16 protein-coding genes are annotated in these 19,628 nt (G+C 61.5%); 9 read left to right on the forward strand and 7 right to left on the reverse strand.

Annotation, left to right across the window (positions count from 1 at the left end; genetic code table 11):
• The first annotated feature begins 98 nt into the window (after nt 1-98).
• On the forward strand, nt 99-1,337 hold the full coding sequence (opgC, locus tag FHX14_RS04160) for an OpgC domain-containing protein (RefSeq protein WP_184376394.1): 1,239 nt from the start codon (nt 99-101) through the stop codon (nt 1,335-1,337).
• A gap of 51 nt (nt 1,338-1,388) precedes the next feature.
• Here opgC and FHX14_RS04165 read toward each other — a convergent pair whose 3' ends face one another.
• Both FHX14_RS04165 and FHX14_RS04170 read right to left on the reverse strand, forming a co-directional pair.
• Complete coding sequence (locus FHX14_RS04165) at nt 1,389-1,742, reverse strand: VOC family protein (RefSeq protein WP_184376395.1); 354 nt, start codon at nt 1,740-1,742, stop codon at nt 1,389-1,391.
• A gap of 629 nt (nt 1,743-2,371) precedes the next feature.
• Nucleotides 2,372-4,135: a glucan ABC transporter ATP-binding protein/ permease gene (locus FHX14_RS04170; protein ID WP_003589633.1), complete on the reverse strand. Its 1,764-nt coding sequence runs from the start codon at nt 4,133-4,135 to the stop codon at nt 2,372-2,374.
• A 324-nt stretch (nt 4,136-4,459) separates the two neighbouring features.
• On the opposite strand from FHX14_RS04170, the gene FHX14_RS04175 reads away from it, so the two are divergent.
• The 3 genes from FHX14_RS04175 to FHX14_RS04185 all read left to right on the forward strand — a co-directional run bounded on the left by FHX14_RS04175 (nt 4,460) and on the right by FHX14_RS04185 (nt 9,654).
• Nucleotides 4,460-5,215, forward strand: a complete 756-nt coding sequence (locus FHX14_RS04175) for a LuxR family transcriptional regulator (RefSeq protein ID WP_012559328.1) — start codon at nt 4,460-4,462, stop codon at nt 5,213-5,215.
• A gap of 216 nt (nt 5,216-5,431) precedes the next feature.
• Nucleotides 5,432-8,896, forward strand: a complete 3,465-nt coding sequence (pyc, locus tag FHX14_RS04180) for a pyruvate carboxylase (RefSeq protein ID WP_184376396.1) — start codon at nt 5,432-5,434, stop codon at nt 8,894-8,896.
• Between the two features lie 185 nt (nt 8,897-9,081).
• Nucleotides 9,082-9,654 (forward strand): NAD(P)H-dependent oxidoreductase, encoded by a 573-nt coding sequence (locus tag FHX14_RS04185; protein ID WP_012559326.1) that lies wholly within the window; start codon nt 9,082-9,084, stop codon nt 9,652-9,654.
• 44 nt (nt 9,655-9,698) lie between these two features.
• Here the strand turns inward: FHX14_RS04185 and FHX14_RS04190 are convergent, their stop codons facing one another.
• From FHX14_RS04190 to FHX14_RS04205, 4 genes are all read right to left on the reverse strand, one after another.
• Complete coding sequence (locus FHX14_RS04190; RefSeq protein WP_183692508.1) at nt 9,699-10,460, reverse strand: amino acid ABC transporter ATP-binding protein; 762 nt, start codon at nt 10,458-10,460, stop codon at nt 9,699-9,701.
• Nucleotides 10,457-11,137, reverse strand: a complete 681-nt coding sequence (locus FHX14_RS04195; protein ID WP_003589639.1) for an amino acid ABC transporter permease — start codon at nt 11,135-11,137, stop codon at nt 10,457-10,459. The genes FHX14_RS04190 and FHX14_RS04195 overlap by 4 nt, the downstream gene beginning before the upstream one ends.
• A 217-nt stretch (nt 11,138-11,354) precedes the next feature.
• A complete protein-coding gene (locus tag FHX14_RS04200; protein ID WP_003589640.1) occupies nt 11,355-12,128 on the reverse strand; it encodes an amino acid ABC transporter substrate-binding protein in 774 nt (257 codons plus the stop codon).
• A 153-nt stretch (nt 12,129-12,281) separates the two neighbouring features.
• On the reverse strand, nt 12,282-13,151 hold the full coding sequence (locus tag FHX14_RS04205) for a DMT family transporter (RefSeq protein ID WP_184376397.1): 870 nt from the start codon (nt 13,149-13,151) through the stop codon (nt 12,282-12,284).
• A 213-nt stretch (nt 13,152-13,364) separates the two neighbouring features.
• Between FHX14_RS04205 and FHX14_RS04210 the strand changes: the two genes are divergently transcribed.
• From FHX14_RS04210 to hisC, 4 genes are all read left to right on the forward strand, one after another.
• Complete coding sequence (locus FHX14_RS04210) at nt 13,365-14,141, forward strand: DeoR/GlpR family DNA-binding transcription regulator (protein WP_184376398.1); 777 nt, start codon at nt 13,365-13,367, stop codon at nt 14,139-14,141.
• 64 nt (nt 14,142-14,205) lie between these two features.
• A complete protein-coding gene (locus tag FHX14_RS04215; RefSeq protein WP_184376399.1) occupies nt 14,206-15,399 on the forward strand; it encodes an MFS transporter in 1,194 nt (397 codons plus the stop codon).
• A gap of 96 nt (nt 15,400-15,495) precedes the next feature.
• Nucleotides 15,496-16,746, forward strand: a complete 1,251-nt coding sequence (gene ispG / locus FHX14_RS04220; RefSeq protein ID WP_003589644.1) for a flavodoxin-dependent (E)-4-hydroxy-3-methylbut-2-enyl-diphosphate synthase — start codon at nt 15,496-15,498, stop codon at nt 16,744-16,746.
• A gap of 16 nt (nt 16,747-16,762) precedes the next feature.
• Nucleotides 16,763-17,824, forward strand: a complete 1,062-nt coding sequence (hisC, locus tag FHX14_RS04225; protein ID WP_184376400.1) for a histidinol-phosphate transaminase — start codon at nt 16,763-16,765, stop codon at nt 17,822-17,824.
• An 8-nt stretch (nt 17,825-17,832) separates the two neighbouring features.
• Here hisC and FHX14_RS04230 read toward each other — a convergent pair whose 3' ends face one another.
• The gene (locus FHX14_RS04230; RefSeq protein WP_184376401.1) at nt 17,833-18,747 is read right to left on the reverse strand and encodes a polyprenyl synthetase family protein; all 915 of its coding nucleotides are present in this window, start codon (nt 18,745-18,747) and stop codon (nt 17,833-17,835) included.
• Nucleotides 18,748-18,881: 134 nt separating this feature from the next.
• Between FHX14_RS04230 and mtgA the strand changes: the two genes are divergently transcribed.
• Nucleotides 18,882-19,619 (forward strand): monofunctional biosynthetic peptidoglycan transglycosylase, encoded by a 738-nt coding sequence (gene mtgA / locus FHX14_RS04235; protein ID WP_184376538.1) that lies wholly within the window; start codon nt 18,882-18,884, stop codon nt 19,617-19,619.
• The last annotated feature ends 9 nt before the right edge of the window (nt 19,620-19,628 follow it).

Raw genomic sequence — 19,628 nt, forward strand, 5'->3', positions numbered from 1 at the left:
GCGTTCTCCACGCTGAAAAACACGGCGATTCGCGACGGCCAAAAGGGAACCCTTTTGGCCGTCGTCGCGTTTGCAAATCGGATGACAAGGAGAGACCCATGGCAAGCACGCCGACCGAAGCCATCGTCACCGGGCGCAGTCCCCTATCCACAGCTGCACCAATGCGTGACACCAGGCTGGACGTCTTGCGCGGCGTGGCGCTGATCATGATCTTCATCAATCATGTTCCCGGACAGATTTTCGAATATGTGACGACGAAGAATTTCGGCTTCTCCGATGCTGCCGAGGCCTTCGTGCTGATCTCGGGCATCGCCGTCGGCCTTGCCTATGGATCCGGATTCCGGCCGGGCAACCGGCTCAAGATGGCGATCAAGGCGGCGAAGCGCGCCTTCACGCTTTATCTCGCTCATATGATCACCACCTTCATGACGCTGGCGCTGTTCATCTCAGGCGCGTGGCTGTTTCACCGGCCGGGCTTGCTTGTTGAAATCAACATCCTGGCGGTGCTGATGAACCTGAAGGAAGGTATTCCGGCGCTGCTGCTGCTCGGCCATCAGATCGGCTACAACAATATTCTGCCGATGTACGGCGCGCTGATGCTGATGGTGCCGATCATCCTGCTCTTGAATGCGCGCAGCCCGTTGCTGGCGCTCGGCGTCTCCGGCACGGTCTGGCTGCTTGCGGGCATCTATCAGGTGGCGCCGCACAATATGCTGATCGAGAGCTACTGGTTCCTCAATCCGCTTTCCTGGCAGTTCCTGTTTACGATCGGCATCGTTTCGATGCTGCATATCAAGCGGGGCGGCACGATCCCGCGGCATCCACTGCTGTTTGCGGTCGCTGCCAGTTACGTCGCGCTTTCCTTCGTCTGGGTGACCGGTCATCTCTGGGCCTTCGGCAATTCGCTGGCAGCCCTTGGTCTGCCGCCTGTCATCACGGGTTTCGACAAGACCTTCCTGTCGCTGCCGCGGCTGCTGCATGTGCTGGCGCTGACCTATCTCGTCATCAGCATTCCGGCGTTCTCGCGCATTCTGCGCCGGCCTGCGGACCATCCGCTGACCATTCTCGGCCGTCATTCGCTGAACATCTTCGTTGCCGGCACGATCCTCGCCATGATCGGCCAGGTGGTGCTCTATATCACCAACAAGGACCCGCTGGTCGGTCCGCTCTTCGTGGTCGCCGGCATCGCGACGCAATTCGCCTATGCCTATTATCTCGAACGCAAGCGCCAGCAGGGCAAGGTCAAGGGGAAACTCGTCACCCAGCCCGCCAGCATCCCGGTGCCGGTGCGCATCGGCGGAACGGCAAACGCCTACCGCCGCAACGATCGGAAATAAGTTTCCGACGCGTCTGTGAGATGAAGGAGCCGGTGGCCGATGGCCGCCGGCTCAATTTTTATGGACGAGAATGTTCACCAGCTTGCCCAAGGGATCGCGCACATAAAAGCGCCTGACGCCCCAGGGCTCGTCGGCCGGCCCATACTCGATCGCAAAACCGGCAGCCGACATCGCCTCGAACACGGCATCGAGATTATCAACTTCGATCGAAAGATCTGGCACGGGCGTTCCGGAACCGCCCTCGCTGGCGATGCTCAGCTGAACGTTCATCGGCCTCGCGGCGCCGAAGGTCGTGATCCAGCCGTGATCCATGACGACGTCGAGACCGAGGATGTCCTGATAGAAGCGCCGGGCAAGCGTGATGTCAGGTGCCTGGATATTGGCGACGATGCGCAGGACGGTCATGGGCTTTCCCTTCGATACCTAAAGCGCATCGCGTCAAATTTGATTCATGCGACGCACTTCAGCTCTTTGTTTTTACGCATGTCGTTCGCGGCAAAAGCGCTTAGCGCTTTGCCTGGCAAAACCGCTGCACAGTTTTGCGCGACATGCTCTCGTGACAAGGCGGAAGGTAGGAAGATCGGCAGGGTGGTCAATCGGGGTTTGGCTTGGAATGGCGACGCGGCGGCCTGTGGCACCCCCCTCTGCCCTGCCGGGCATCTCCCCCACAAGGAGGGAGATCGGCTGGGCGCGATGGTTTCCCCAAGCAACTCCGCATTGGGCGCGTCACGATCTTCAGATGAGCTCCTCGCGCTTTTAGGCTTTTACGCTTGTCGTAAACCGCTGCGCGCATTTGCGCGACCTGCTTTAGCTGCCGATACGGCGGAGAGGGACGGACGATCCAGCTTCTTGCCGATCTCCCTCCTTGTGGGGGAGATGCCCGGCAGGGCAGAGGGGGGCGCCACTCGGATACTGCCCAATACATGTCGCCCGCGGCGGCGCTGGCAGCATTCGATGCAGCCGCTTAAGCCAGCCCAAACAAAAAGGCCGGAAGGGAGCTACCCTTCCGGCCTTTGTCTTGAAACCCGAAGCGATCAGGCGGCTTCGGTGGCGTGGGCCTTGCGGACCTCTTCGTCCGTCAGGATACCGCTGGCGCGCAGCAGGGCGGCGAAGCGGCCGTTGCTGTGGCTGAGTTCGTCGAAGCTGCCCTGTTCGACGACGCGGCCGTCATCCAGGAAGAGCACCATATCGGCTTCGCGGACCGTCGAGAGGCGGTGGGCGATGATGAAGGTGGTGCGATTCTCACGCAGATTGTCGATCGCCGCCTTGACGCGGTTTTCGGTTTCGACATCGAGCGCCGAGGTCGCCTCGTCGAGCACCAGGATCGGCGCGTCCTTGAGGATGGCGCGGGCAATCGCGATGCGCTGGCGCTCGCCGCCGGAGAGCTTGTTGCCGCGTTCACCGACATGCGTATCGTAGCGATCCTCACGGGTCTCGATGAAGTCGGCGGCAGCTGCGGCTTCGGCCGCACGGCGCATTTCCTCTTCGCTCGCACCCTCGCGGCCGAGCCGGATATTCTCGCTGATCGAGCGGTTCAGCAGGCCTGCGTCCTGGAAGACCGTGGCGATGTGGCGACGCAGCGACTTGCGGGTCACCTTGGTGATGTCGGTGCCGTCGACGAGGATCTGGCCGCCCTGGGCGTCGTAGACGCGCTGCAGCAGGTTGACGAGCGTCGTCTTGCCGGCGCCGGTCGGGCCGACGATCGCAACCGTCTGGCCTGCCTTCACCGAGAAGGAGACATTGTGCAGGCCCTGCGAGCTGTTGCCGAAGCCGAAGGAGACGTCGCGGAATTCGACCTCACCCTTGACGTCCTTGATCTCGCCATTGCCGGCCGGTTCTTCGCGTTCACGCACCGAGTCTTCGAGAGCATAGAATTCCTCGAGCTTGGAACGGGCTTCGAAAATCTGGGTGGCGAACTGGCGCATCAGGTCGAGGCGACCGATCAGCAGGTTGGCAAAGCCGATGAAGGCGATGACGTCGCCGACGCGCAGCTGGCCGGCCTGTACGAGCATGGTGCCGATGATCAGAACCACCATCATTGCAATGGTCGAGGCCATGCGGTTCAGCGCGCTGGCGATCGCCCACCAGTCGAGCACCGGATACTGGGCTTCGAGCAGACGGTCGGCAAAGGATTTCAGCGCCCGGGTTTCAGCCTCGATGCGGTTGTAGCTGTGCAGGACCGAAACGTTGCTGATCGAGTCGCTGACGTGCGAGAAGACGGTGTGATAATGGTTTTCGACCGAAGCCTGACCGTCCTTGGTGCGGCTCATGACGACGCGGCCGATCAGCCAGTAGGCGACGGCGAGCACCATCAGTACGGCGGAAAGGCGCAGGTCCATCGCCATTGCGGTCGGGATCAGAAGGGCAAGCGCGATGACCGTCGACAGGTGATTGCGCATGAATTCCAGCCAGAGGCCGAACAGCGTTTCACAGGCGCGCAGCAATGTATGCAGCGCGTTGGAGGTGCCGCGCTGATGGTGCCAGCCAAGCGGCATGGAAATGATCCGGCCGAAGGCTTCCGTCAGCAGCGTCGCTCGCCGGCCATGGGCCAGCCGGTCAGCCTCGCGGGCGACCAGGACGAAGGCGACAGTGTTGAAGACCGCGAAAGTCGCCCACATGAAAAGGATGGGCTTGACCTCACCCTTGCCGGAAATCGCATCGATAATGCGACCGAACAGGATCGGCTCCGCGATGGTAATCGTCGCCAGAACGATGTTTGCCACCACGACCAGGGATACGCGCAGCTTGTAGGCGCCAAGATAGCGCAGAGCTCTTGCATAGACCTTGAATAGCGTCACGTCGAACCTCTTGTGCATCTGCGAAAACGGGATGATGCCATGCTACAAAAGGCTACCTGAACCGGCGATTAACGGAGTATTCAGGGTTCAATCCAGGCGACGATTCACCCGATCGTACTATCGCAGGATGCGACGAGATAGGCTATGGCGCTGAAATTGTTACTCGGCTATATCCGCGCAACAATTTGCGCTTGCATTTTAATAAATTTTTAGCGCAGCATTAAAATTAGAGACTGCATTTTTTGAGAAGACCGTTTCGCGACCCATTTGACAAGCCGCCGACGGCCTCGGATGCGGGCGTCACGTCCGGGCAAGGGGCATTGTGTGAATATTAATTTGTTAATTCAATTGCTTATAGTTCTGGAAGAATCGCCGAACGCTCGGGCATTGGTGACCGAGTTCGAACGGGTGATCGACGATTGCGGCTTCGAATATTACGGCCTGCTGCGCCATTTGCCGCAAAATCCGGCGCAGCGCCATCCAGAACCCCGGGCGGCGGCGCTTGCCGATCGCTGGCCGGAACAATGGCCGCAAATCTATTCCGCGAAAAAATATGTCATGATCGATCCGATGGTGCGCTATCTCGCCCATGCGCAGCGGCCTTTCCGCTGGCGGGAAAGCCTGGCGGCCTTCGGCAAGGATGCGCAGCGCCGCCGCATGGAGCAGATGATGGTCGATGCCTTCGGTCACGGACTGGAAGACGGTTATATCTTTCCCGTCCACGGACGGAACGGCATTCTCGGCAGCCTGAGTCTCGCCGGCAAACCTGTCGAGCTGTCGCCGGTGGAGATCGCCCTGTTTGAGGCGGTGGCACGCAAGAGCTTCTGGCGAATGCTCGAACTGAAGGACGAGGCGCAGGCGCTGGAAACCGTGCTGCCGGCCGACACGCCCCTGACGCGACGTGAAATGGAGATCCTGCATTATCTCGCCGAAGGCATGACCTCGATGGAAATCGGCAAGGTGCTGAAGATCTCAAACCACACCGTCGACTGGTATATGAACGGCTTGCAGAACAAGCTGAAGGCGAAAAACCGGCAACAGGCGGTGGCGCTTGCCTTCCGTCACCGGCTGATAAGCTAAAGCATCATGCTGGCAACATAAGCGATTTCTATAATACCTCTTTGATTTCGATAAGGATTCTGATCCAGGTCGAGCCGATCTGGCATTATTCGTATCCAGAATGGCGAGAAATTGCATTTCGCAGTCGCAAGAGAAATTGAACTTCCTGTGACAAGAAGTTAAGAATTTCCTTCGCGGGTGCAGCATGCCCGCGTCTGAACGTCTGAGGAGACCGTTTTGCCCATTTCCAAGATTCTCGTTGCCAATCGCTCCGAAATTGCCATTCGCGTGTTCCGCGCGGCCAACGAGCTTGGAATAAAAACCGTGGCGATCTGGGCAGAAGAGGACAAGCTGGCGCTGCATCGCTTCAAGGCGGACGAAAGCTACCAGGTCGGCCGCGGTCCGCATCTTGCGCGTGATCTCGGACCGATCGAAAGCTATCTGTCGATCGACGAGGTGATCCGCGTCGCCAAGCTCTCGGGCGCCGACGCCATTCACCCGGGTTACGGCCTGCTGTCGGAAAGCCCCGAATTCGTCGATGCCTGCAACAAGGCCGGTATCATCTTCATCGGCCCGAGGGCCGATACGATGCGCCAGCTCGGCAACAAGGTCGCGGCCCGCAATCTGGCGATCTCGGTCGGCGTGCCTGTCGTGCCGGCGACCGAGCCGCTGCCCGACGATATGGCCGTGGTGGCGAAGATGGCGAAAGAGATCGGTTATCCCGTCATGCTGAAGGCCTCCTGGGGCGGCGGCGGGCGCGGCATGCGCGCCATCCGCGACCCGAAGGATCTCGCCCGTGAGGTGACCGAGGCCAAGCGCGAGGCGATGGCCGCCTTCGGCAAGGACGAGGTCTATCTGGAAAAGCTGGTCGAACGCGCCCGCCACGTCGAAAGCCAGGTTCTCGGCGATACGCACGGCAATGTCGTGCATCTGTTCGAGCGTGACTGCTCCATCCAGCGCCGCAACCAGAAGGTCGTCGAGCGGGCGCCGGCCCCCTATCTTTCCGAGGCGCAGCGCCAGGAGCTCGCCGCCTATTCGCTGAAGATCGCAGCGGCGACCAATTATGTCGGCGCCGGCACCGTCGAATATCTGATGGATGCCGATACCGGCAAATTCTACTTCATCGAGGTCAATCCGCGCATCCAGGTCGAGCACACGGTGACCGAAGTCGTTACCGGCATCGACATCGTCAAGGCGCAGATCCACATCCTTGACGGCGCCGCGATCGGCACGCCGGAATCCGGCGTTCCCGCTCAAGCCGATATCCGTCTCAACGGCCATGCGCTGCAGTGCCGCATCACCACCGAGGATCCGGAACACAACTTCATTCCGGATTACGGCCGCATCACCGCCTATCGCTCGGCTTCCGGTTTCGGCATCCGCCTCGACGGCGGCACCTCCTATTCCGGTGCCATCATCACCCGCTTTTACGATCCGCTGCTCGTCAAGGTCACGGCCTGGGCGCCGAACCCCTCCGAAGCGATTTCCCGCATGGACCGGGCGCTGCGCGAATTCCGTATTCGCGGCGTCGCCACCAACCTGACCTTCCTCGAAGCGATCATCGGCCATCCGAAATTCCGCGACAACAGCTACACCACGCGCTTCATCGACACGACGCCGGAACTCTTCCAGCAGGTTAAGCGCCAGGACCGCGCGACGAAGCTGCTGACCTATCTCGCCGACGTCACCGTCAACGGTCATCCGGAAGCCAAGGATAGGCCAAGGCCGCTTGATAACGCCGCCCAGCCGGTGGTGCCCTATGGCAACGGCAATGGCGTCAAGGACGGCACCAAGCAGCTTCTCGACACCCTCGGCCCGAAGAAATTCGGCGAATGGATGCGCAACGAAAAGCGTGTGCTTCTGACCGACACGACGATGCGCGACGGCCACCAGTCGCTGCTCGCCACCCGCATGCGTACCTATGACATCGCCCGCATCGCCGGCACCTATGCGCATGCGCTGCCGAACCTGCTCTCGCTGGAATGTTGGGGCGGCGCCACTTTCGACGTCTCGATGCGCTTCCTGACGGAAGATCCGTGGGAGCGCCTGGCGCTGATCCGCGAGGGCGCGCCGAACCTGCTGCTGCAGATGCTGCTGCGCGGCGCCAACGGTGTCGGCTACACCAACTATCCCGACAATGTCGTCAAATACTTCGTCCGCCAGGCGGCCCGCGGCGGCATCGATCTCTTCCGCGTCTTCGACTGCCTGAACTGGGTCGAGAACATGCGCGTCTCGATGGATGCCATCGCCGAAGAGAACAAGCTCTGCGAGGCGGCGATCTGCTATACCGGCGATATTCTCAATTCGGCCCGCCCGAAATATGACCTGAAATATTATACCGACCTTGCGGTCGAGCTGGAAAAGGCCGGCGCCCATATCATCGCGCTCAAGGACATGGCGGGCCTGCTCAAGCCTGCGGCGGCGAAGGTTCTGTTCAAGGCGCTGCGCGAGGCGACCAGCCTGCCGATCCATTTCCACACGCATGACACATCGGGCATTGCCGCGGCGACCGTTCTTGCCGCGGTCGACGCCGGCGTCGATGCCGTCGATGCGGCCATGGATGCGCTGTCCGGCAATACGTCGCAGCCCTGTCTCGGCTCGATCGTCGAGGCGCTGCGCGGTACGGAGCGCGATCCGGGTCTCGATCCGGAATGGATCCGCCGCGTCTCCTTCTATTGGGAAGCGGTGCGCAACCAATATGCCGCCTTCGAAAGCGATCTGAAGGGGCCGGCATCGGAAGTCTATCTGCATGAAATGCCGGGCGGTCAGTTCACCAACCTCAAGGAACAGGCCCGCTCGCTGGGTCTGGAGACCCGCTGGCATCGGGTGGCGCAGGCTTATGCCGACGCCAACCAGATGTTCGGCGACATCGTCAAGGTGACGCCGTCCTCCAAGGTGGTCGGCGACATGGCGCTGATGATGGTGAGCCAGGACCTGACGGTCGCCGACGTCGTCAGCCCCGAGCGCGAAGTCTCCTTCCCGGAATCGGTGGTGTCGATGCTGAAGGGCGATCTCGGCCAGCCGCCGTCGGGATGGCCGGAAGCGCTGCAGAAGAAGGCGCTGAAGGGCGACAAGCCCTACACGGTGCGTCCCGGCTCGCTGCTGAAGGAAGCCGATCTCGATGCCGAACGTAAGGTCATCGAGACGAAGCTGGAGCGCGAGGTCAGCGATTTCGAGTTCGCCTCCTATCTGATGTATCCGAAGGTCTTTACCGACTTCGCGCTCGCCTCCGATACCTACGGCCCGGTTTCGGTGCTGCCGACGCCTGCCTATTTCTACGGGCTTGGGGATGGCGAAGAGCTGTTTGCCGATATCGAACGCGGCAAGACGCTTGTCATCGTCAACCAGGCGATGAGCGCCACCGACAGCCAGGGCATGGTCACCATCTTCTTCGAACTCAACGGCCAGCCGCGCCGTATCAAGGTGCCGGACCGGGCCCATGGGGCGACGGGGGCGGCGGTCCGCCGCAAGGCCGAACCGGGCAATGCCGTCCATGTCGGTGCGCCGATGCCGGGCGTCATCTCACGCGTCTTCGTCTCTTCTGGCCAAGCGGTCAGTGCCGGCGACGTGCTCGTTTCGATCGAGGCGATGAAGATGGAAACGGCGCTGCATGCGGAGAAGGACGGCACCATCGCCGAAGTGCTGGTCAAGGCGGGCGATCAGATCGACGCCAAGGACCTGCTCGTCGTCTATGGCGGTTAAGCAATGGGCGGCTGTTCTGCTACCGGCGGTCTGTAGCCAATCACCCGATTGTGTATGATCGGGCTGCCCAAAAGCTGATTTTTTTGAAGAATTAGCCGCCTCCTCGCCTTGCCCGGCGAGGAGGCTTTCTCATAGACTTGCGCTCCCGCCATCCGCCCCCCAAGACCAATCAGGAAATCATCCCCATGAGCAAGCTGAAGATTGCCGTCATTGTCGGCAGCACGCGTATTGGCCGTTTTGCCGAACATCCGGCCAAGTGGATCGCCGATCTCACCGGCCAGCGCCCCGATCTGGAAGTCGAGGTTCTCGATCTTCTCGACTATCCCATGCATTTCTTCGGCGAAGCCCGCGCCACGACGGCCGAAAGCGATGCCGCCGAGCGTTGGAAGAAGAAGCTGCGTGAATTCGACGGCTTCATCTTCACCGTCGCCGAATACAATCATGCGCCGACGGCCGTTCTGAAGAACGCGATCGATCTCGGCGAATTCATCCAGAAGCCGGTCGGTTTCGTCGGTTACGGCGGCGTTGGCGGCGCCCGTGCGGTCGAGCAGCTGCGTCTGATCTTCGTGGAAATGAGCGCTGCTTCCGTCAAAACAGGCGTCCATATCGCATTCAGCGAATATCTTGCCGTTCTCAAGGAGGGCAAGAGCCTTGGCGATTACGCCCATCTCAACGAGGCTGCCAAGAACCTGCTCGATCAGATCACCTGGTGGGGCAATGCGCTGAAGGCTGCGCGCTCCGTCGTCACGGCCTCCTGATTGGCGTTCCAGCAATGCCGGGGTGCCCGCATCCCGGCATTGCTTCAGATATCGTAAGTATGGGCGGCGTTGATCGTCGAGATGAAGCGCTTGGTGCGTTCGCGCTCCGGTGCCGTGAAGATCGCCCTGGCGCTGCCCGTTTCCACAACGCTGCCGGCTTCCAGGAAGACGACGTCATTGGCGATCTTCGAGGCGAGTCGAAGATCGTGGGTCGCCATCACCATTGTCGTGCCTTCTTTGGCGAGACGACCGAGCACATCGACCACTTCGGCCGAAAGTTCCGGATCGAGCGCCGAAGTCGGCTCGTCGCAGAGAAGCACGCGCGGCGACGGCGCCAAGGCGCGAGCGATCGCCACACGCTGCTGCTGGCCGCCTGAGAGCGTCGACGGCCAGGCGTCGGCCTTGTGGGTCATGCCGACCTTGGTCAACAGCTCCATGGCGCGTTCACGCGCCTTTTCCCGCGGCCATTTCAGCACCGTCACCAGGCCCTCCATGACATTCTCGATCGCGGTCTGATGCGGGAAAAGCTGAAAATTCTGGAAGACCATGCCGGTCTGGCGGCGGATCTTCTGGATCGCCTGCCAGCTCGTTCGTTTGCCCGGTGCAAAGGACAGTGTTTCCTCTCCGAGGCGGATCGCCCCGGCCGTCGGGATTTCGAGCAGGTTGATACAGCGCAGCAGCGTGCTCTTGCCGCCGCCTGAGGGGCCGACCAGCGCGGTGACGCTGCCTTCGGGAATGCGGATGCTGATATCCTTCAGGATGACGGCGTCGCCGAAGCGCTTTTCGATGTTGGAAAGCTCGATCATGCATTGGCCTCCAGCATGCCGCCATAACGCGCGAAACGGCGTTCCAGCCGCACCTGCAGCTGCGAGAGGACGGAGCTCAGCACGAGATAGAGCAGCGCCGCCTCGATATAGAGGATCAGCGGCTCATAGGTGGTGGCGACGATGCGCTGCGCCGCCTGGAAGAGTTCCGGCACGGTGATGGCGGCGGCAAGCGAGGTATCCTTGACCAGCGAGATGAAGGTGTTCGACAGCGGCGGCACGGCGACGCGGGCGGCCTGCGGCAGGATGGTGCGGCTCATCGCCTGGCGCCAGCTCATGCCGATCGAATAGGCGGCCTCCCACTGGCCCTTGGGCACCGAGGAGATGACGGCGCGGATGATCTCGGAGCTGTAGGCGCCGATATTCAGGGTGAAACCGATGAGGGCGGCGGGAAAGGCATCGAGCAGGATACCGATGCTCGGCAGGCCGTAGAAAATCACGAAGAGCTGGACGAGCAGCGGCGTGCCGCGGATGACCCAGACATAGAAACGAGCGATAGCCGCGACTGGCCCCGGACCGAACAGGCGGGCAATCGCGGTGATCAGCCCGAGGATCAGGCCGAAGGCGAAGGACAGCAGCGTGAGGGGGATGGTGAAGATCAGTCCCGCCCAGAGAAGCGAGGGGAGCGATTCCGCCATCAGTTGAAGCCAGTGCGGCAAGGGTCTTCCCTCTCATGGATTGAGCAGTGATACTTCGGAATACCCCTCCCCAACCCCTCCCCACAAGGGGGAGGGACTTAATCCGGCTCCCGCGTGGCATGAACGAGCGACCGAACTGCAAGTCGAAACGTCTATTTTGAGATGAGGCGGTGCCCCGGCCAAAGCCCCTCCCCCTTGTGGGGAGGGGTTGGGGAGGGGACTTTTTCCCGAGTGGAGCTTACTTCGAGACGTCCTGGCCGAAATACTTGTCGGCGATCTTCTTGTAGGTGCCGTCGGCCTTGATGTCGGCGAGCGCCTTGTTGATTTCGGCAAGAAGCTCCGGTTCGTTCTTGCGGATGATGACGCCGGAATAATCGGCATTTTCCTGCTCGGCGGCGATCTTCACCGGCGCGTCCGGCTTGTGCTTCTTGAAATCGAGGAAGGAGAGGCTGTCGTTGATCGTCGCGTCGGCGCGCTTGGTCAGCACAAGCTGGATCGACTGGTCGAAACCGTCGGTGCCGACGAGTTCGGCGCCGGCTTCGGTTGCGATCTTGCCGAAGTTGCTGGTCAGCGACTGGGCGGATTTCTTGCCCTTCAAGTCGGCGAAGGTCTTGATGCTGTCGTCGCCGTCGCGGACGATCAGCACGGCCTTGGAGGCGATATAGGGTTCGGAGAAATCATATTTCTGCTTGCGGGCCTCGGTGATGCCGACCTGGTTGATGACGGTGTCGTAGCGCTTGGCGTCGAGGCCGGCGATCAGGCCATCCCACTTGCCTTCGACGAACTCGGCCTTGACGCCGAGCTTGGCAGCGATCGCTTCGCCGATCTCGACGTCGAAGCCGACGAGCTTGCCGCTTTCGTCATGATAGGTGAAGGGCGCATAGGTGCCTTCGGTGCCGATCTTGAAGACGCCGGCCGATTTGATGGCGGCGAGGTTTTCGCCGGCATGGGCGGGCAGGAGGGCAGCAGCCTGAATGAGGGCGGCAGCGGCGACGGTTTTCAACCAGTTCATTGTTTTATCCATCCTTGGGAGGTTGTCATCGGATGAGGGATAGTTCGCAGAAATTTAGGGCGCCGGAAGCGTAAAAAACTGCGAATAAAAGCAGCAACTGCAAATATTTTTCTCAAGCGGCCGTCTCAGCCGTGAATCCTGCAGAAACAGGCATCACGCCGCGATGCGGCGGCGCAGCTTTTCGCTGACGATGATAATCAGTCCGGCGGCGAGGATCATGGCCGCGCCGAAGACGACATTGGGCGTGGGGATATCGGCCCATATCAGATAACCCAGGAGGAAGGCCCAGACGAGGGATGTATATTCGAATGGCGCAAGCACGGAGACCGGCGCCTGCCGCATGCCCTCGAAGAGCGCGAACTGCGCGCCGCCGGCGACGACGCCGGTGGCAATGAGAAGCAACAGCTGCGTCATATCGGGGGTCTTCCAGGTGTAGAGAACGGCAATGCCGGTCATCACAAGGAAAAAGACGTTGGAGACGGTAAGCTGGATGATGGTCTTCTCGTGCAGCGAGGTCTTGCGCAGCAGCACCATGGCTGAGGCCCAGAGAACGGCTGCCTGCAGTGCCAGGTAGACCGGCCAAGAAATGGTGAGGCCGATGGGGTTGCAGGCAATCAGCACGCCGACGAAGCCGACGCCGACGGCAAGCCAGCGCGCAGGCGTGACCTCTTCCTTCAGGATGAGCCATGCAAGCACGGTGCCGACGATCGGTGCTGCGTAATAGAGCGTCGTCACTTCGGCCAGCTGCAGGCGGCTTGCGGCGGAATAATAGGAAAGCCAGGCACAGAGAAGAAGGATGCTGCGGGCGATCATCGGCTTGATGATCGGCGATCGCATCGTCTGGCGGACGAGCTTGCCGCGGCCAAAGGCGAGACAGCCGGTAAGGATGGTGAGACTGCGGAAAAACAGGATCTGCCAGACCGGAATGCTTGAGGTCAGGATCTTGATGATCGCATCATGGAAGGTGAACGCCATATAGGCGAGGCTCGTGAGCAGGATGCCCAAGCTGACGGAGTTTTTCACGGGAGCGCACCAGTTGGCAGAAAGCCGGCGGGGAAGTGGGGAATGGTCGATCGATATTCCCGGCCTCTTGACCGGTCAATAGGCGATCTTTCGCTCTGATTTGTGGAGCTTTGTTTCACAGCGTCAGGAAATGTGTGTTTGTGCATATTGTGCGCCGGATCATAAGCGTTTATGCACGTTTCTAGTTTCTAAGGTTTTCAATCCGGTAAAAACATGCAGGATTTCTTGTTGCGCGAGCGCCAGGGTGTGATTTCCGACAGGCTGCGGCTGAATGGCCGCGTGCTGGCGACGGAACTTGCGCTCGAATTCGGCGTCTCCGAAGATACGGTGCGGCGCGATCTGCGCGAGATGGCCGCGGCAGGGCTCTGCGAGCGGGTTTACGGCGGCGCATTGCCGATCTCGCCGGCGCGTGGAAGCCTGACGCAGCGGATCGGTTTTGCCGTGGACCGGAAACAGGCGCTGGCGCGCGCTGCAACACAGCAGATTGCCGCCGGTTCGACCGTATTCTTCGATGCTGGCAGCACCAATCTGGCGATTGCCAATGCACTGCCGGATGAACTTGCGCTGACGGCTGCGACGAATGCGCCGGCGATCGCCGCAGCGCTGATCGACAAGCCGTCCGTCAACGTCATCCTGATCGGCGGAATGGTGGACCGGCAGACGGGCGGCTCGCTCGGTGCCAAAGCCTTGCGGGATATGGAGCAGATTTCGCCCGATCTTTGCATTCTCGGCGCCTGCGGCGTCGATCTTGAGGCCGGCATCACCGTATTCGGTTTCGAAGATGCCGAGTTCAAGCGCTATGCGGCGTCGCGAAGCAAAAAGGTATTGGTGGCGGCAACCTCGGAGAAATTCGGCACTGCAGCCCCCCATAGCATTCTGCCGGTTGCCCATTGCGAATGCCTGGTCGTCGAGCACGATGCCGATCCGGCCATTCTCGCCGATTACCGCGCGCGCGGATGCAGGACTGTCGTCGCCGAGAAAACGAACTGAGACTCTCGTCATCGAGTTTAGGGAAACCAGGCGTGCAAGCCCGGCAATGAGGAAAGACCGAGAAATGGATAGTCATGTGAATGCGCCGCCGGCAGCTCGAAGCGGCTTCATCACCAGAAGCAGGGCGGCGGTTTCCCTGCTCTTTCTCATGAACGGCTTCGTCGTCGGCTGCTGGGCACCGAAGATCCCGGATTTTGCCGAGCGGCTGGCGCTCTCCAAGTTCGAGCTTGGGCTGATGATCCTGGTCTTCGGCGTCGGCTCGCTGGTGATGATGCCGATCGCCGGGGCGCAGATTGCCAAACACGGCTCGCGTATCGTCGTCCAGTTGCTGGCTGTCTGCGTGTTGCCGCTGCTCTTGGCATTGACGCTCGCGCCGAATGTGATCACCGGGGCAATCTCGCTCTTCCTGTTCGGCGGTTTCATCGGCGCCATGGATGTGGCGATGAATGCCAATGCAGTGTCGGTCGAAAAATCCATGCGCCGCTCCATCATGTCGTCCTGCCATGCTTTCTGGAGTCTTGGCGGACTGATCGGCTCTGGTCTCGGCGGCATCGTGATCTCCAAGCTCGGCATTCTCGGTCATGCCGAACTGGCGACGGTGCTGGCGGCGATCTTCCTCGCGATCGCCTGGCCGATGATCCTGGCCGATCCGCCGCATCCCGATGCCAAGAAGGAAAAGACCAGGCTGCCGATGGTGCCGCTGCCGTGGCTGCTCGGATTGATGGCCTTGTTCTCCATGGTGCCGGAAGGCGCGGTTCTGGATTGGGGCGCACTCTATCTCCGCCAGGAAATGGATGCCTCCGTGGCGCTCTCCGGCCTTGGTTTTGCAGCCTTTTCGGCGACGATGGCCATCATGCGTTTTGCCGGCGACGTGGTGCGCGATCGTCTGGGCGGCGTCAAAACGCTGCGGATCTGCACGGTGTTTGCCATCGTCGGCATGCTGCTTGCAGGTCTGGCGCCCAATGCCGAGATCGCCATTCTGGGCTTTGCCCTTTGCGGCATCGGCATTTCCAACATGGTGCCGATCGCCTTCTCGGCGGCGGGCAACATTCCCGGCCTCAAGCCCGGCATCGGCATCTCGGTCGTGACGACCATGGGCTATTCCGGCATGCTGGTTGCGCCGTCGCTGATCGGCTTCGTCGCCGAGCATGTCGGCTTTGCGGCGGTCTTCATGGCGCTGCCGGCGCTGCTGCTCGTCGTTCTGCTATTCTCCAAACTGGCCCGTTATGCCGATGGAGTCTCCGGCGGCGGCCACTAAGCCGCCTCCCGACAAAAGTGATATCAGGAACGGTTGACAAGAAAGCAGTCATGATCCACCTGAAAGGCACTGTTTTCAGGGGTGCAGGAACTCTTAATGTCTCCAACTGCCGATTTTGATCCGAAACCGCGCCGCGCGTCTGTTGCCGTCGATGTTGGCGGCGTCATCGTTGGCGGCGGGGCGCCGGTCGTCGTGCAATCGATGACGAATACCGATACGGCCGATATCGATTCGACCGTGGCTCAGGTCGCCGCTCTCCACCGGGCGGGCTCGGAATTGGTGCGCATCACCGTCGACCGTGACGAGAGTGCGGCCGCCGTGCCGAAGATCCGCGAGAGGCTGTTGCGGCTCGGCATGGACGTGCCATTGATCGGCGATTTCCATTATATCGGCCACAAACTGCTTGCCGATCACCCTGACTGTGCCGCAGCGCTGGCGAAATACCGCATCAACCCCGGCAATGTCGGCTTCAAGGACAAGAAGGACAAGCAGTTCGCCGAGATCATCGAGATGGCGATCCGCTATGACAAGCCGGTGCGCATCGGCGTTAACTGGGGTTCGCTCGATCAGGATCTGTTGACGGCGCTGATGGATGAGAATGCTAGCGCCGGCTCGCCGCTTTCGGCCCGGCAGGTGACGCGCGAGGCGATCGTGCAATCGGCGCTGCTTTCGGCGGCCCTGGCCGAAGAGATCGGCTTGCCGCGCAACCGCATCATCCTGTCGGCCAAGGTCAGCCAGGTCCAGGACCTGATCGCCGTCAATTCCATGCTCGCCGAGCGTTCCAATCACGCGCTGCATCTCGGCTTGACCGAAGCCGGCATGGGCACCAAGGGCATCGTCGCCTCGTCGGCGGCGATGGGCTTCGTGCTGCAGCACGGCATCGGCGATACGATCCGTGTATCGCTGACGCCGGAGCCGAACGGCGACCGCACGCGCGAAGTTCAGGTAGCGCAGGAAATCCTGCAGGTCATGGGCTTCCGCCAGTTCATTCCTGTCGTTGCCGCCTGTCCCGGCTGCGGACGCACGACGTCGACGGTGTTCCAGGAGCTTGCGCAGAACATCCAGAACGACATCCGCAAGAACATGCCGGTCTGGCGCGAGAAATATCCGGGCGTCGAGGCGCTGAACGTTGCCGTCATGGGCTGCATCGTCAACGGGCCGGGCGAAAGCAAACATGCCGATATCGGCATTTCGCTTCCCGGCACCGGCGAGACGCCGGCAGCCCCGGTCTTCATCGACGGGAAGAAGGCGCTGACATTGCGCGGTCCCAATATCGCTGCCGACTTCGAGGCGCTCGTCGTCGACTATATCGAGAAGCGTTTCGGCCAGCGGACGGCGGCGGAATGAAGGTCGGCGAATTCGCATGAGCCGCTACTGGTCTGATATCGTCAGCAAGCTCCGACCCTATGTCGCCGGGGAGCAACCCCGTATCCCCGGTCTGGTCAAGCTCAACACCAACGAGAACCCCTACGGCCCGTCTCCAGCGGCGCTGGAAGCGATCGGCCAAGCGGCGGATGATCGTCTGCGGCTCTATCCCGATCCGGCGGCGACGGAATTGCGCGAGACGATCGCTGCCCGTCACGGCCTGACGGCGGATGAAGTCTTCGTCGGCAACGGCTCAGACGAGGTCCTCGCCCATGCGTTTCAGGCGCTGCTGAAACATGAGCTGCCGCTTCTCTATCCCGACATAAGCTACAGCTTCTATCCGACTTATAGCCTGCTATACGACATCGAAGCGATCGAAGTGCCGGTCGATGATACGTTCCAGATCCGGCTGGCGGATTACGACAGGCCGTGCGGGGCGATCATCATCCCCAATCCGAATGCGCCGACCGGCATCGGCCTGCCGCTTGCCGACATAGAGGCGCTTGTCGCCGCCCATCCGGACGCGGTCGTGGTGATCGACGAGGCCTATGTCGATTTCGGCGGTGACAGTGCCATCCCGCTCATTTCCAAATATCCCAACCTGCTTGTCGTTCAGACCCTGTCGAAATCCCGCTCCTTCGCCGGCCTGCGCGTCGGCTTCGCGCTCGGGCAGCGGGAGCTGATCGAGGCGCTGGTGCGCGTCAAGGACAGCTTCAATTCCTATCCGCTCGATCGCCTGGCGCAGGTTGCCGCAACGGCGGCGATCAAGGACGAGGCGTGGTTCGAGGCATGCCGGACGAAGCTCATCGCCAGCCGAGACGGTCTCGTCCGGGACCTCGAAGCGCTGGAATTCGAAGTGCTGCCGTCTCAGGCGAATTTCGTTTTCGCACGGCATGAAAGCCGGTCGGGTGCCGCCCTGCAAGCCGCTCTGCGGGAGCGAGGTGTTCTCGTTCGGCATTTCGCCAAGCCGCGTATTTCGGATTTCCTGCGCATCAGCATCGGCACGAACGAGGAGTGCACCCGTCTGGTTTCCGCTCTCAAGGAAATACTGGCAGCCTGAGTGACGCTTCAGCTCTTCCGGTCGGCGATGAAATGCGCTGCGGCGATCAGGGTCGAGGCGCGGGCGCCGTAGGGGGCAAGCAGCGCCTCGGCATCGCGGACATGCTGGCGGAGCTGCTCCTCGGCCCATTCGATGCCATGCAGCGCCACGAGCGTTCCCTTGCCGCGGGCCGCATCCTTGCCGGTCGCCTTGCCCATGGTCGCGGCATCCGAGGTCAGGTCGAGAATGTCGTCGGCGAGCTGGAAGGCAAGGCCGATCTTTTCGCCGAAGGCGCGCAGGCGGCGCCGATCTTCCGGCGGGCTTGCCGCGATGAGGGCGCCGGCTTCGCAGGCGAAGCGGATCAGCGCGCCGGTTTTCATCGCCTGCAGGCGGATAATACCGGCCTCGTCCGGCGCCTGTTTTTCCGCCGCGAGATCGAGCGCCTGGCCGCCGGCCATGCCGCCGAGACCGGCGGCGCGGGCAAGCGCCAGCACCAGCGGGGCCTTGCTGGTATCAGCAAGCGCCGTTTCCGGCGCGGCGATGATGTCGAAGGCGTAGGTCAGCAGGCTGTCGCCTGCGAGGATCGCGGTGGCTTCATCGAACTTGATATGAACCGTCGGTTTGCCGCGGCGGAGATCATCATCGTCCATGGCGGGCAGATCGTCATGGACGAGCGAATAACAGTGGACGCATTCGAGTGCGGCGCCGACGCGGCGTGCGGCCTCGTCATCGCCGCCGAGAAGGGCGGCGCTTTCGACCACCAGGAACGGGCGCAGCCGCTTGCCGCCGTTCAGCACGGCATAGTGCATGGCGCTACGCAGCGTCTCGGGCCTGGCGATTTCGTCGGAAAGGGCGTTCGGTAAAAGCAATGCATCGAGCAGCGCCTCGATCTCGCCGGCGTTGTTCTTCAGCCTCGTCTCGAAAGTGTCCCGGTTCGCATCCATGGGCGCTGTTTGGCATGAGCGCCCCCGGGCTTGCAACGGAATTGTCGATGGCGCGGCAAGATTCGCCACGCACTCTGGCATAAGCGGCCTACAGGCGTTATGAGAACGACAGGAGCGAAATCGGGTTGGGGACATTGGATATAGCGCCGGAGAGAGAGGACATCGCCGACATGCCGGCTCGTCGGCAATGGTTCGGAGACCGGCGCGTGTTGAAACGCATCGTGCTTGCCGTGCTGGCGCTGGTGATCCTTCCTTACGCGCTGATCTTTTTGTACGTGCTGCCTTTCATTCACCCGGTCTCGACGCTGATGCTGCGCGATCTCGTACTGCTGCGCGGCTATGACCGCAGATGGGTGTCGCTTGACGAGATCGCCCCGGTTCTGGTGCAGTCGGTGATGATGTCCGAAGACGGGCAATATTGCTTTCACGGCGGTGTCGACTGGGCGGAAATGCGCATGCTGGTCGAAGATACACTGAAGGGCCAGGCAACGCGCGGCGGCAGCACCATCCCGATGCAGACGGCGAAGAACCTCTTTCTCTGGAACAGCCGTTCCTTCGTGCGCAAGGCGATGGAGCTTCCGCTGGCCGTCTCCACGGATTTCGTCCTGTCGAAACGACGGCTGATGGAAATCTATCTCAACATCGCCGAATGGGGTCCGGGCATTTACGGCATCGAGGCGGCGGCGCAGCATCATTTCAAGGTGCCGGCCTCGAAGCTGACGCGGCGCCAGGCATCGCTGCTTTCTGTGTCGCTGCCGAACCCGATCGACCGCAATGCCGGCAAACCAGGCCGCGGCCTTCGCCGGCTTGCCGGCGTAATCGAGAGACGGGCACAGGGTTCCGGCGATTACATCAAATGCATCTATGAGTGAGATCAGAAC

Source organism: Rhizobium sp. BK619 (assembly GCF_014195245.1).
Taxonomy (GTDB): domain Bacteria; phylum Pseudomonadota; class Alphaproteobacteria; order Rhizobiales; family Rhizobiaceae; genus Rhizobium; species Rhizobium acidisoli.

Coding starts and splice junctions, on each gene's coding strand:
- opgC (WP_184376394.1), top strand. CDS start 99: ATGGCAAGCACGCCGACCGAAGCCATCGTCACCGGGCGCAGTCCCCTA.
- FHX14_RS04165 (WP_184376395.1), bottom strand. CDS start 1,742: ATGACCGTCCTGCGCATCGTCGCCAATATCCAGGCACCTGACATCACG.
- FHX14_RS04185 (WP_012559326.1), top strand. CDS start 9,082: ATGAGCAAGCTGAAGATTGCCGTCATTGTCGGCAGCACGCGTATTGGC.
- FHX14_RS04190 (WP_183692508.1), bottom strand. CDS start 10,460: ATGATCGAGCTTTCCAACATCGAAAAGCGCTTCGGCGACGCCGTCATC.
- FHX14_RS04200 (WP_003589640.1), bottom strand. CDS start 12,128: ATGAACTGGTTGAAAACCGTCGCCGCTGCCGCCCTCATTCAGGCTGCT.
- FHX14_RS04210 (WP_184376398.1), top strand. CDS start 13,365: ATGCAGGATTTCTTGTTGCGCGAGCGCCAGGGTGTGATTTCCGACAGG.
- FHX14_RS04215 (WP_184376399.1), top strand. CDS start 14,206: ATGGATAGTCATGTGAATGCGCCGCCGGCAGCTCGAAGCGGCTTCATC.
- ispG (WP_003589644.1), top strand. CDS start 15,496: ATGTCTCCAACTGCCGATTTTGATCCGAAACCGCGCCGCGCGTCTGTT.
- hisC (WP_184376400.1), top strand. CDS start 16,763: ATGAGCCGCTACTGGTCTGATATCGTCAGCAAGCTCCGACCCTATGTC.
- FHX14_RS04230 (WP_184376401.1), bottom strand. CDS start 18,747: ATGGATGCGAACCGGGACACTTTCGAGACGAGGCTGAAGAACAACGCC.